General features: G+C 71.4%; 10 protein-coding genes. 2 read left to right on the forward strand and 8 right to left on the reverse strand.

Annotation, left to right across the window (positions count from 1 at the left end; translation table 11 throughout):
* The 5 genes from EYA84_RS14925 to hemL form a co-directional block, all read right to left on the reverse strand.
* Positions 1 to 439, reverse strand: a 439-nt coding sequence (locus EYA84_RS14925; RefSeq protein WP_161594974.1) for a cytochrome c biogenesis protein ResB, incomplete at its 3' end; no start/stop codon positions are given.
* Complete coding sequence (locus EYA84_RS14930) at positions 439 to 1,299, reverse strand: cytochrome c biogenesis CcdA family protein (protein ID WP_131053676.1); 861 nt, start codon at positions 1,297 to 1,299, stop codon at positions 439 to 441. The genes EYA84_RS14925 and EYA84_RS14930, both read right to left, overlap by 1 nt.
* A complete protein-coding gene (locus tag EYA84_RS14935) occupies positions 1,299 to 1,877 on the reverse strand; it encodes a TlpA disulfide reductase family protein (RefSeq protein WP_131053677.1) in 579 nt (192 codons plus the stop codon). Before EYA84_RS14935 ends, EYA84_RS14930 begins: the two co-directional genes overlap by 1 nt.
* Position 1,878: 1 nt before the next feature.
* Positions 1,879 to 2,526 carry a histidine phosphatase family protein gene (locus EYA84_RS14940; RefSeq protein WP_131053678.1) on the reverse strand — a complete coding sequence of 216 codons (648 nt, stop codon included), beginning with the start codon at positions 2,524 to 2,526 and terminating at the stop codon, positions 1,879 to 1,881.
* Between the two features lie 4 nt (positions 2,527 to 2,530).
* Positions 2,531 to 3,865 carry a glutamate-1-semialdehyde 2,1-aminomutase gene (gene hemL / locus EYA84_RS14945; RefSeq protein ID WP_131053679.1) on the reverse strand — a complete coding sequence of 445 codons (1,335 nt, stop codon included), beginning with the start codon at positions 3,863 to 3,865 and terminating at the stop codon, positions 2,531 to 2,533.
* 139 nt (positions 3,866 to 4,004) lie between these two features.
* Here hemL and EYA84_RS14950 point away from each other — a divergent pair, with 139 nt between their 5' ends.
* Positions 4,005 to 4,340, forward strand: a complete 336-nt coding sequence (locus EYA84_RS14950) for an STAS domain-containing protein (protein WP_131053680.1) — start codon at positions 4,005 to 4,007, stop codon at positions 4,338 to 4,340.
* 102 nt (positions 4,341 to 4,442) lie between these two features.
* On the opposite strand, the gene EYA84_RS14955 is transcribed toward EYA84_RS14950, so the two are convergent.
* Both EYA84_RS14955 and EYA84_RS14960 read right to left on the reverse strand, forming a co-directional pair.
* Entirely contained in the window at positions 4,443 to 5,003 is a 561-nt protein-coding gene (locus tag EYA84_RS14955; RefSeq protein ID WP_131053681.1) for a two-component system response regulator, read from the reverse strand.
* Positions 5,000 to 9,370, reverse strand: coding sequence for a HAMP domain-containing protein (locus tag EYA84_RS14960; RefSeq protein WP_131053682.1), 4,371 nt, complete (start codon positions 9,368 to 9,370; stop codon positions 5,000 to 5,002). Before EYA84_RS14960 ends, EYA84_RS14955 begins: the two co-directional genes overlap by 4 nt.
* Before the next feature lie 156 nt (positions 9,371 to 9,526).
* On the opposite strand from EYA84_RS14960, the gene EYA84_RS14965 reads away from it, so the two are divergent.
* Entirely contained in the window at positions 9,527 to 11,590 is a 2,064-nt protein-coding gene (locus EYA84_RS14965) for a SpoIIE family protein phosphatase (RefSeq protein ID WP_131053683.1), read from the forward strand.
* Positions 11,591 to 11,644: 54 nt separating this feature from the next.
* Here the strand turns inward: EYA84_RS14965 and EYA84_RS14970 are convergent.
* On the reverse strand, positions 11,645 to 12,850 hold a 1,206-nt coding region (locus EYA84_RS14970), incomplete at its 5' end, for an FAD-binding oxidoreductase (RefSeq protein WP_236145772.1).

The raw sequence follows: 12,850 nt of genomic DNA on the forward strand, positions 1-12,850 counted from the left end.
CGCCACCGGCGGGCGCCGGCACCACCGCGTGCTGGGGCAACCGCTCCAACCGCTTCGGTACGGCCGGCGGCCTGGCCCGCAGCGCCCGGACGTGATCGCGCAGCCGGGGCGTGATGCACCCGATCAGCGAGGTGAACAGCAGCAGATAGATCGCGGAGAACCAGACCGAGCTGAACGCCTCGAACGCGCCGATCCGATCCAGCACCGGCGCGAGCTGCGGGTTCGCGGTGTAGAAGTCCCGGACGTCCTCCGGGTTGACGCCACGCTGCGGCAGCACCGAACCCGGGATCGCGGCGATCGCGAGCAGGAAGAGCAACACCAGCGCGGTACGCATGCTGGTCAGCTGCCGCCACGAGTTGCGCAGCAGCGCGAGCAGCGCGTGGGGGCGGCGCCGGGGTGACTGGGCTGGCGTGGCCGGCCGGTCGTCCACCGCGGTCATCAGATGCTCACCTCGAAATCGCCCACCCCGACGGTGGTCTGCAACCAGATCACCACGTTGGTCCAACCGCCGGTGAGCAGGGCCAGCCCGATCAGGATCAGCAGTACGCCACCGATCCGGGTGACCCAGCGGCTGTGCCGCCGGATCGTGCGGAAGACCCCGAGCAGTCGGTTGAAGCCCAGCCCGAAGACGATGAACGGGATGCCCAGCCCGAGGCAGTACGCCACCGCGAGGATGACCGCGCGGTCGGTCTGCCCGCTGGTGGTGGCCATGCCGAGCACCGCGGCCAGCGTCGGGCCGGTGCAGGGAACCCAGCTCAGGGCGAACACGGCACCGAGGACGGGTGCGCCGAGCAGGCCGGCGTTGGGCAGACGGTTGATCCGGAACTCGCGTTGGAAGCCGGGCAGCGCCCCGAGGTAGCCCAGCCCGAGCACCACGATCAACGCGCCGACGACGATCTCCAGCGCCCGCTCGTAGTCGAAGAAGACCCGGCCGATGCTGCTGAACAGGATCGCGGTGGCGGTGAACACCACGGTGAAACCGGCGATGAAGAGCAGCGTCCCGGCGAGTACGCGCCCCTTGACCGCCGGGCTGACCCGGGTGCGCTCCCGCAGCGCCGTCCCCCCGCCCGAGGTGTTAGGAGGGGACCCCTCCTCTACACCAGGCGTTAGTAGGGGGCCCTTCCTTACATCTCGGCCCTCGAGGTCGGCGCCGGCCAAGCCGGTCACGTACGACAGGTAGCCCGGCATCAGGGGCAGGACGCATGGGGAGAGGAAGCTGACCAGTCCCGCCAGCGCCGCCGCGCCGATCGCCAGTAGCAGTGGCCCCGAGACGGCGAGTTGACCGAAGGTCTCGCCCATCAGCGCGGGCCGGACGCCGCGGTCGACTCTGCGGCGATCCGCTCGACGATGGGTTGCAGGCCCTCCTGGCGTACCGCCGCCCGGATCACGGTCGCGATCCGGCCCTCCCGGTCCAGAACCACGGTGGCGGGAATCGTGTTCGGCGGGATGTCCAGGTCGAGGGCGAGGCGGCTGCCCGGGTCGAAGATGCTCGGGTAGCTGATCCCGAAGCCCTCCTCGAAGGCGATCGCCTTGTCCCGGCTGTCCTGCACGTTGATGCCGAGGAAGGTCACCCCGGAGTCCTTGGTCGCCTGGTAGGTGTTCTCCAGGTCGTCGGCCTCGGCCCGGCACGGCGCGCACCAGGAGCCCCAGAAGTTGACCACGACGACCTGGCCCCGCTGCTGCGTCACGTCGTAGGAACCGCCGTCGAGCAGGTCACCGGCGAGGCGAGGCGCGTCGGACCGTTGGTCCGGGGCGCATTCCACGATGCCGCCCGTGTTGTCGCAGGCCGCCTCCCGGCCACCGCCGGTGCAGCCGCTCAGCACCGTCGTCGCGGTGACAGCGGCCAGCAGACCAACGGCCCACCTGCGGGTACGCATCTCAGGCCCCCTTGGCCGTCCGCGCGGTCGGCGAGATCGCCACCAGGTGCGCGGCCGGCTCGGAGTAGCCGATCCCGACGATCTTGGCGCCGTCGAAGTGGAACGTGGTCAGCGAGGCCAGACCGCACTGCCGACGGCGCGGATCGTGCCAGAGCCGCTTGCGCTCGACGTGCCGACGCAGCGTCCAGATCGGGAGCTGGTGCGAGACCAGGACGGCCTCCCGCCCCTCGGCGGCGACCCGGGCCGCGTGCAGCGCGGCGAACATCCGCTCGGCGATCACCCGGTACGCCTCACCCCAGGAGGGGGTCACCGGGTCCCGCAGCACCCACCAGTTACGCGGGTCACGGAAGGAGCCGTCGCCGGGCGAGACCTTCTTGCCCTCGAACCAGTTGGCGCTCTCGATGAGCCGTTCGTCGACCCCGACGGGGAGCCCGAACTGCGCGGCGATCGGTTCGGCGGTCTGTTGGGCGCGCTCCAGAGGGCTGGCGACCACGTGCACGACCTCGCGTTCGGCGAGCCCCTGCGCGGCGGCCTTGGCCATCTGGACACCGAGCTCACTGAGGCGGAACCCGGGCAGCCGGCCGTAGAGGATGCCGTCCGGGTTGTACACCTCTCCGTGCCGTAGCACGTGGACCACCGTCTTACTCACTGGTCTACACCCCCGTTGTCGCTGCCGCCGCGTTGGCCGCCACCGGCAGGGCGGCGGCGATCTGTTCCAGGGCGGCGTCGTCGATCGCCGCCGACACGAACCAGGATTCGAACGCGCTCGGCGGCAGGTAGACCCCGGCCGCGAGCATCGCGTGGAAGAACGCCTTGAACGCGGGCACCTGCTGGGTGCGGGCGCTGTCGTAGTCGACCACGTCGGCGTCCGTGAAGAAGATCGAGAACATGTTGCCCGCGTACGACAGCCGGTGCGGGACCCCGGCGGCGGCCAACGCGTCGCCGGCGAGCTTGCCCACCACGGCGGCGGTGTCGTCCAGCCGGCGGTACAGCGCCTCGTCGGCGAGCCGCAGCGTGGTCAGGCCGGCGGCGCAGGCCAGCGGGTTACCGGAGAGGGTGCCGGCCTGGTAGACCGGACCGGCCGGAGCCAGTCGCGACATGATCTCCGTGCGCCCGCCGAACGCCGCCGCGGGCAGCCCACCACCCATGACCTTGCCGTACGTCCACAGGTCCGCGTCGACCGGATCGAGGCCGTGCCAGCCGGAGCGGGAGACCCGGAACCCGGTCATCACCTCGTCGATGATGAGCAGCGCGCCGTGCGCGTGCGCGATCCCCGCCAACTGGCCGTTGAAGTCGTCCCGGGGAGCCACCACGCCCATGTTGCCCGGCGCCGCCTCGGTGATCACGGCGGCGATGTGCTCGCCCTCGGCGGCGAACGCCTCCTGCACCGCGGCGAGGTCGTTGTACGGCAGCACGATGGTCTCGCTGGCCGCCGCGCCGGTGACGCCGGGCGAGTCGGGCAGGCCGAGGGTGGCCACGCCGGAGCCGGCGGCGGCCAGCAGCGCGTCCACGTGCCCGTGGTAGCAGCCGGCGAACTTGATGATCTTCGAGCGCCCGGTGTAGCCCCGGGCCAGCCGGATCGCCGACATGGTCGCCTCGGTGCCCGAGTTGACCAGCCGGACCTGCTCGACCGGGGTGCGTGCGACGATCTCGGCGGCCAGGTCGACCTCGCCCGGGGTGGGCGTGCCGAAGCTGGTGCCCTGCGCGGCGGCGGCCTGCACGGCCGCCACCACCTCGGGATGGGCGTGGCCGAGGATCAGCGGGCCCCAGGAGCAGACCAGGTCGACGTAGCGTCGCCCGTCCGCGTCGTGGAGCCATGGTCCCTCGCCACGGACCATGAAGCGTGGGGTGCCGCCGACCGCTCGGAAGGCACGCACGGGGGAGTTCACCCCGCCCGGCACGATGGCGCGGGCGCGGTCGAACAGGGCCTCTGAGGCCGGCGCGTCGACCGGATAGCGGTCGGTTCCGGCGGGAAACACCTCGGTCACGATGCCGCCATTGTGTCAGCGCCCGACGGCGGATCGGCAGGCACCCCAGTTCAGGGTTATCCGGCTCACCTGCGGCACGCTGGGCGGAGGCGGTTCGCCTCGACGGGCCGGGTGCCCGAGATCGCGCTAGGCTGACCCGGTGGATCGTGCCGAACTGTCCATCACCGTACACCGGACTGGTGACGAAGCAGTGCTTCGCCTGGCCGGTGAGATCGACATGCTCACGGCCGCCCAGCTGTCGACCGTCGTCAACGAAGTGCTCACCGAACCCCCGCCCCGGATCGTGCTCGATCTCGGCGGGGTCACCTTCTGCGACTCGCAGGGGTTGGGGACGCTCGTGGTCCTCAGCCGCAAGGCCAGCCACGCGCAGAGCCTGCTCCTGCTGACCAACGTGGGCGAGTTCCTGATACGCGTACTCGACATCACGGGCCTGCGCAGTGCCCTGATGATCCGTAACGACGCCCCTACCAGCTAAGACACCGCTCACCCCGGTCCCGATCACGGGCCGCCGGGTCGATCGTGACGCTGTCGTGGACCACCGGGCGGCAGTCCACGGCGACGTCACGATCGGGCGGTGTCAGGAGGTGGTGCCCCAGCGGGCCTGCTCCAGCAGGGCCACCGCCTGCGAGACGGCGTCAGGGTCCTTGTCGGCGGTCCGCAGCAGGGTGCTCGCCTCGTCGACCGCGTCGGTCAGCAGTCGCCACTGGGCGTCGCGCTCCCGCACCATCTCGGACTGCGCGGCCAACTGCCGGGTCTTCGTCCACAGCTCCACGAAGACCGAGACCTTGGCCCGCAGCACCCAGGGGTCGAAGGGCTTGGTCAGGTAGTCCACCGCGCCGACGGCGTAGCCGCGCAGCGCCAGTTGGGCGTCGCGGTCGGCGGCGGTCAGGAAGATGATCGGTACGTGCCGGGTCCGTTCCCGCCGCTTGATGTGACTCGCCGTCTCGAAGCCGTCCATGTCCGGCATCTGGGCGTCCAGCAGGATCACCGCGAAGTCGTCCACCAACAACTGCTTCAGCGCCGCCTCGCCGCTCTCCACCGCGACCGTCTGCACCGGCAGACCCTGGAGGATCGCCTCCAGGGCCATCAGGTTCTCCCTGCGGTCATCGACCAGCAGCGCCTTCGCCACCTGCGTCACGAGCCCTCCTCGGTGCGGCTGCCACTGATGGAGCTGGTCATGAGTTCGATCAGCTCGTCCAGGTCGACCGGCTTGGTGATGTAGTCGCTGGCCCCGGCCGCGATCGCCGACTCCCGGTCACCGGGCATCGCCTTGGCGGTCAGGAAGACGATCGGCAGGTCCACGAAGCGGTGGTTCCGGCGGATCTGCCGGGTCGTCTCGTACCCGTCCTGGTCGGGCATCATCGCGTCCATCAGGACGATGTCCACCTCCGGGTGCTCCGCCAGCAGGCGTACCCCGTCGGTGCCGTTGTCGGCGTACAGGACGGTCATGCCGTGCAGTTCGAGCGCGCTGGTCAGGGCGAAGACGTTGCGGACGTCGTCGTCGACGATCAGCACGGTGGCACCGTCGAGCTGACGGGTCTTCGGTGCCTCCGGCCGCTGCGGCAGCAGCTCCACCGGCGGCATCAGCAGCGACGACGGCAGACCTGCCCGCTGTGGCGACGGCGGCGACGGCGCCACCACCGCGTCCGGCGCCAGCACGTCGGGCAGGTACAGCGTGAACGTCGAGCCCTGGCCCGGCGCCGAGGTGACGGTGATCGTGCCGCCGATCAGGCGGGCCAGGTCCCGGCTGATCGACAGCCCCAGACCGGTGCCGCCGTAGCGACGGCTGGTGGTGCCGTCCGCCTGCTGGAACGCCTCGAAGATGAGCGACAGCTTGTCGTCGGAGATGCCGATGCCGGTGTCGATCACCGTGAACGCGAGCACCTGCCGGGCGTTGGTCAGTGCCGGAACGTCGAACACCGCGTGCTCCGGGGCACGCGCGATGCGCAGCGTCACCGCGCCGTTGTCGGTGAACTTGACCGCGTTCGAGAGCAGGTTGCGCAGGATCTGCTGGAGCCGCTGGGCGTCGGTGACCACCGCTGCCGGCAGGTCCTTGCCGACGCGTACCTGGAAGTCCAGGCCCTTCTCGTCGGCCTGCGGCGCGAACGCCTGCTCCACGTAGTTGCGGATCTCCGCGAACTGGATCTCGGTCGGCTCGACGTCCATCCGGCCCGCCTCGATCTTGGACAGGTCGAGAATGTCGTCGATCAACGAGAGCAGGTCGGACCCGGCGCCGTGGATGGTCCGGGCGAACTCGATCTGCTTCGGGCTGAGGTTCTGCTCCGAGTTCTCGGCGAGCAGCCGGGCCAGCAGCAGCAGCGAGTTCAGCGGCGTCCGCAGCTCGTGGCTCATGTTCGCCAGGAACTCCGACTTGTACGCCGAGGCCCGGGTGAGCTGCTGCGCCTTCTCCTCCAGGCCGAGCCGGGCCAGTTCGATCTCCCGGTTCTTGGTCTCGATGTTGCCCTTCTGCTCGGAGAGCAGCGTCGCCTTCTCCTCCAGCTCGGCGTTGGTGCGCTGCAACTCCGCCGACTGCTCCTGCAACTCGTGGGCCAGCCGCTGCGACTGGGCCAGCAACTCCTCGGTTCGCCGGTTCGCCTGGATGGTGTTGACCGCGATGCCGATGGTGGCGACCAGCCGCTCCAGGAACGCCAGGTGCAGTTCGGAGAAGGGGGTGACGGTGGCGAACTCGATCACGCCGAGCAGTTCGCCCTCGAAGAGGACGGGCAGCACGACCAGGTCGGCCGGCGGGGTGTCGGCGAGCCCGGAGCGGAGCGTGATGCGGCCGTCCGGCACCGCGCCGACCCGGATCGTGCGTCGAGAGATCGCCGCCTGACCGACGAGTCCCTCACCGGGCCCGAAGGTGACGTCGTGTCCCCGCGAGACGTAGCCGTACGAGGCGGTCAACCGCAGCCGCATCACCCCTTCGGAGTTGTCCGCCAGGAAGAACGCGCCGAGCTGCGCGTCGACCAGCGGGGTCACCTCCTGCATGATCATCCGGCAGACCTCACCGAGGTCGCGCTGGCCCTGCAACAGACCACCGATGCGGGCCAGGTTGGAGTCGAGCCAGCCCTGCTCCGCGTTCTTGTGGGTGGTCTCCCGCAGGGTGACGATCATCTGGTTGATGTTGTCCTTGAGCTCGGCGACCTCGCCCTGCGCCTCGACGGTGATCCGCTGGGTCAGGTCACCTCGGGTCACCGAGGTGGAGACCCGGGCGATGGCACGGAGCTGGGTGGTCAGGGTCGAGGCGAGCTGGTTGACGTTCTCGGTCAGGTCCCGCCAGGTGCCCGAGACGCCCTTGACCTGCGCCTGACCACCGAGCTTGCCCTCGCTGCCGACCTCGCGGGCCACCCGCGTGACCTCGTCGGCGAAGGACGAGAGCTGGTCGACCATCGTGTTGACCGTCGACTTCAACTCCAGGATCTCGCCCTGCGCGTCGACGGTGATCTTCTGCGACAGGTCGCCCTTCGCCACCGCCGTCGTCACCGACGCGATGTTCCGCACCTGACCGGTCAGGTTCGACGCCATCGAGTTCACGTTGTCCGTCAGGTCCCGCCAGGTCCCGGAGACACCCTTGACCTCGGCCTGACCACCGAGCTTGCCCTCCGTACCCACCTCCCGGGCCACCCGGGTCACCTCGTCGGCGAAGGACGAGAGCTGGTCCACCATCGTGTTCACGGTCGACTTCAACTCCAGGATCTCGCCCTGCGCGTCGACGGTGATCTTCTGCGACAGGTCACCCCGGGCCACCGCCGTGGAGACCTGGGCGATGTTCCGGACCTGGGCGGTCAGGTTCGACGCCATCGAGTTCACGTTGTCCGTCAGGTCCCGCCAGGTGCCGGCGACGCCCTTCACCTGCGCCTGACCACCGAGCTTGCCCTCGGTGCCCACCTCGCGGGCCACCCGCGTGACCTCGTCGGCGAAGGACGAGAGCTGGTCCACCATCGTGTTGACCGTCGACTTCAACTCCAGGATCTCGCCCCGGGCGTCCACCGTGATCTTCTGCGACAGGTCGCCCTTCGCCACCGCCGTCGTCACCGACGCGATGTTCCGCACCTGACCGGTCAGGTTCGACGCCATCGAGTTCACGTTGTCCGTCAGATCCCGCCAGGTGCCCGAGACACCCTTCACCTCGGCCTGACCACCGAGCTTGCCCTCCGTACCCACCTCACGGGCCACCCGCGTGACCTCGTCGGCGAAGGACGAGAGCTGGTCCACCATCGTGTTGACCGTCGACTTCAACTCCAGGATCTCGCCCCGGGCATCCACCGTGATCTTCTGCGACAGGTCACCCCGGGCCACCGCCGTGGACACCTGGGAGATGTTCCGCACCTGGCTGGTCAGGTTGCCGGCGAGCTGGTTGACGTTCTCGGTCAGGTCCCGCCAGGTGCCGGAGACACCGCGCACCTGGGCCTGACCGCCGAGCTTGCCCTCGGTGCCCACCTCGCGCGCCACCCGGGTCACCTCGTCGGCGAACGACGACAACTGGTCCACCATCGTGTTCACGGTGTCCTTGAGTTCCAGGATCTCGCCCTGGGCGGCCACCGTGATCTTCTGCGACAGGTCACCCCGGGCCACCGCCGTGGAGACCTGGGCGATGTTGCGGACCTGGGCGGTCAGGTTCGACGCCATCGAGTTGACGCTGTCGGTCAGGTCCTTCCAGGTGCCGGCCACGCCGGGCACCTCCGCCTGACCACCGAGTTTGCCCTCGGTGCCCACCTCGCGGGCCACCCGGGTCACCTGCTCGGCGAAGAGACGCAGCGTGTCGGTCAGCGAGTTCATGGTGTCGGCCAGCGCCGCCACCTCGCCGCGCGCGCTGACCGTGATCTTCTGCGACAGGTCGCCCTTCGCCACCGCCGTCGCGACCTGGGAGATCGACCGCACCTGGCCGGTCAGGTTCGAGGCCATGGTGTTCACCGAGTCGGTGAGGTCCTTCCAGGTGCCGGCCACCCCGCGGACGTCGGCCTGACCGCCGAGCTTGCCCTCGGTGCCCACCTCCCGGGCCACCCGGGTCACCTCGTTGGAGAAGGACGAGAGCTGGTCGACCATGGTGTTGACCGTGCGGCCGATGCGCAGGTACTCGCCGCGCAGCGGGCGACCGTCGATCTCCAGCGCCATGTGCTGGGAGAGGTCGCCGTCGGCGACGGCCACGATGACCCGGGCGATCTCGGTGGTGGGCCGACCCAGGTCGTCGATCAACGAGTTGACCGCGCGCTGCCCCTCCGCCCAGGAGCCGTCCAGCCCCTCCTCGTCCAGGCGTTCGGTCAGCCGACCGTCGCGACCCACGACGCGGCTGATCCGGCGCAGGTCCAGATGCTGCCGCTCCTGGAGCGACACCACGTCGTTGAAGGCGTCGGCCACCTCACCGGCCGCCCCCGAACGCCGGGGCAGCCTGACCTTCAGATCGCCTCCGCGGACCCGCCGCAGCGCCTCGGCCAGCTCGGTGAGGACCGCCTCGTGGTCGGCGGCGGAGGTGTCCGCGATCGCCGACTGTTTCGCCGTGGTCATCATTCCTCGCACTCGCATCGGGGTACACCGGCTCGCGCCGGCCACCCCATCATTGTCCCCGTGACCTCGAAACCGCCACGGCGCACCGCCGTCCGTATTCCGGACCCGACCCGTGATCGGCTTGGCACGGGCCGGGTGCCGGGGCAGGATACGAGAGTGTCAGCGGCGGTGGGGCCAACGACGGACGGGGGCCCGGAGGAGCACGTCCGGCGGGTCCGGCTGCCCGCCGATCGGCGTACGCCGGCCGCCGCGCGAGCCGTCGTCCGGTCCGTACTTGCCGAGGCGAACCTGGACGAACTTCTCAACGAGGCGCTCCTGCTCACCACGGAGCTCTCCACCAACGCGGTCGAGCACGCCCGCACCGAACTCGACATCGAGGTCAGCGCCGACTCGACCGGGCTGACCGTGACCGTGTCGGACTTCGCCTCCGGGCCGGTCGACGAGCTGACCGTCGGCGTGCGGAACGTGGAGACCGACATCACCGAGGTCGCCGAGCGCGGGCGCGGCCTGCTGCTGGTCGACCACTTCGCGAGCCGTTGGGGCACCACCTACCTGCCCAGCGGCAAGGGCGTGTGGTTCCGGTTGGAGCGCGACGGGCCGCAGCCCGGACGCCCGGACGACTTCGCCCCGCCGATCGGCCGTTCGGACGGCGGCCACTCCTCGGTGCCGAGCGCCGGGGCGATGAGCGCCCTGATGCAGCCCACCCCCGACCCGTACGCGGACGATCCGCTGCCGGACTTCGCCACCAGCCTGCTCACCCGGGTGGCGGAGATGGTCGGCGCGGCCGGCGGGGTGGTGCGCCTGGACCGGGGCGACGGGCACGGCCCACAGGTCCTCGCCCGGTACGGCCGACAGCCCCGCCCCGGCAACGACCTGCTCCGGGTGCCGCTGGCGGTGCACCGCCCGTACGCCGGTGAGCTGGAACTCGACGCCGCCCCCACCGCGTACGCCCGGCCGTTGGCCCTGCTGACCGCCGAGCGGCTGTCGCTGCACCTGGAGAACGACCGGCTGCGCCGCGCCGACGTCCGGCGGCAGGCCTGGTTGACCTTCCTCGCCGAGGCCAGCGAGCTGCTCGCCCAGTCCCTGGACGTGGAGCTGACGATGGCGCTCGTCCCGCAGCTCGTGGTGCCCCGGCTCGGTCAGTGGTGTGCCGTGCACACCACCGACGAGTGGGGTCGACTCAAGCTGGCCGCGGCCAGTCACGCCGACGAGTCGATGCTGCCGCATCTGCACGCGACGCTGCGCGAGGCGGGACCGGACTCGGTCCAGGCCCGGCTGCGCGAGGCGAGTCGCAACGGCACCCAGACGCCGTTGGGCGCGCCGATGGAGGGCTTCGCCGTGCCGCTGATCGCCCGAGGTCAGCGCCTCGGCACGCTGGCCGTCGGCCGGCATCAGCGGCACCGGCACGATCCCGACGAGATCGCGGTGCTGGAGGACGTGGCCCGGCGTGCCGCCCTGGCGATCGAGAACGCCCGCATCCACGCCGAACGTCGGCGGGTGGCACAGACGCTGCAACAGTCGCTGCTGCCGCCGGTGCTTCCGGTGGTGGAGGGCATCGGCTTCGCCGCCGAGTACGTGCCGACCGGCGACGACGCCGAGGTCGGCGGCGACTTCTACGACGTGGTGCCGATGCCGGACGGCCGTTGGCTGGTGGTGATCGGCGACGTCTCCGGCAAGGGGGTGCAGGCCGCTGCGGTCACCGGGCTGGTCCGGGACGTGATCCGGGTGCTGGCCGGGGACGGCAAGCCGCTGCCCGAGGTGCTGTCCCGGCTCAACGAGACGCTCGTCGAGCGGGGTGCCGGACGGTACTGCACGTTGGCGCTGGCGGCGGTCGGGCAGGGTGAGAACGGGCAACTCGACGTGGGGCTGCACCTGGCCGGCCACGACCGGCCGGTGCTGGTGCGCGCGTCCGGTGGCCCGGCCGCGTTCGTCGGCACCGGCGGCACCGCGCTCGGCCTGCTCGACACGATCACCTCGCCGACCCTGGACATCGCCCTCGATCCCGGCGACTGCCTGGTCTTCTACACCGACGGCGTGACCGAGCGACGCCGGGGCCGGGAACTGTTCGGCACCGGTCGGCTCCGGGACGCCGCCGGGCCGCTCGCCGGCTACTCGGCGGACGTGGTGGCGGCCCGGCTGCGCGCCACCGCGATCAACTTCTCGGTCGAGGCACCCCGGGACGACATCGCCATCCTGGTCCTGCGCAACGACGCGGTCTGACCGACGGAGCTGCGCTTCGTCCCCAGGACTGCGCAGCGCCACGGCCGGCGTGGCTCAGAGGCCACCGGGGAGGCGACCGGGGGCCAGCCGGTGACCCGGGTCGAGGTGCTGCTTGACGGCGCGCATCCGGGCCACGCCGGTCAGCTCGCCCCACAGGTCGACGGCTCGCCGGACGGCGGGCGGCGCGGAGAGCACCAGGCAACGCCCCTGTCGGGCGAGCAGCACGCCGCGCACCGCGACCAGGATCGACGCCACCCGGTCGGGTGCCATCGTGCCGGGCAGTGCGGCGTGCACCACGCCGAGACCGGCGGAGCCCCGGACCGGCACCGGCGAGCCGGCCGCGTCCCGCAGCGCGTAGACGGCGGCGTGCAGGTCACTGATCGGCACCTCCAGCCGGAGCGCGGTGTCACCGGGGGCGAACGGGTAGCTGCGCCACCAGGACGGTGCCGATCGGGCGACGACGGCCCGGGAGCCGAGCATCGACCGGAGCCGGTCGGCGCGCTCCGCCACGTCGGACGGCCCACCTTCGAGCAGCACCACCAGCGAGCCGGCCCCCGCCGGGCCGGTCGACGGGCGCCCCGTCATGGACGGATGGCGCGCCATCGACTCGGCCCGGCGGTCCCTCGGCCGGGGTCCCGTGCCGGCCGGCAGGTCCACCTCGATGGCAGCCGGGTCGAGCCGGGCGGCGAGCACCGCCCGGACCAGGTCGTGCACCTCCAACGGCGTCCACACCGGGCGGGTCACCCAGACCCGGCTGGCCGGCAGGGGCTGCACCCGCAGGGTGGCGCTGACCAGCACGCCGAGCGCGCCCTCCGACCCGCACAGCAGCCGGGCCTGGGCCAGCCCGGCAGCCCCGCCACCGGCCTCGGCCAGGTCACCGTCGGCGGCCAGGTAGCGCAGGCCGACGAGCTGGTCGCAGGCGGTGCCGTGCCGGTGGCGCAGTGGACCGGCCTCGTCCGCGGCGAGCACCCCGCCGACCGTGGCGCCGGGCGAGGGCGCGTCGAGCGCGAGCCGTTGACCGGTGCGTTCCAGGCTGGCCTGCACCGCGCGCAGTGGCGTGCCGGCACCGACCTCGGCGGTGCCCCGCTCGGACGGCTGGTGACCGATGCCGGCGAGCCGACCGGTGTCGAGCATGATGTCGACCCGTTCCGGAACGGCTCCCCAATCGATCTTGGTGCCGGCACCGCGCGCCACCACCGTCAGGTCGTGCCGCGCGGCGAGCCGCAGCACCTCCGCCGCCGCGTGGGCGCCGCCGGGCAC

The organism is Verrucosispora sp. SN26_14.1, assembly GCF_004307965.1.
Lineage (GTDB): Bacteria > Actinomycetota > Actinomycetes > Mycobacteriales > Micromonosporaceae > Micromonospora.

Bases quoted from the DNA above. Each gene is read 5' to 3' on its own strand.
- EYA84_RS14930 (WP_131053676.1), bottom strand. From the start codon at position 1,299: ATGGGCGAGACCTTCGGTCAACTCGCCGTCTCGGGGCCACTGCTACTG.
- EYA84_RS14935 (WP_131053677.1), bottom strand. From the start codon at position 1,877: ATGCGTACCCGCAGGTGGGCCGTTGGTCTGCTGGCCGCTGTCACCGCG.
- EYA84_RS14960 (WP_131053682.1), bottom strand. From the start codon at position 9,370: ATGACCACGGCGAAACAGTCGGCGATCGCGGACACCTCCGCCGCCGAC.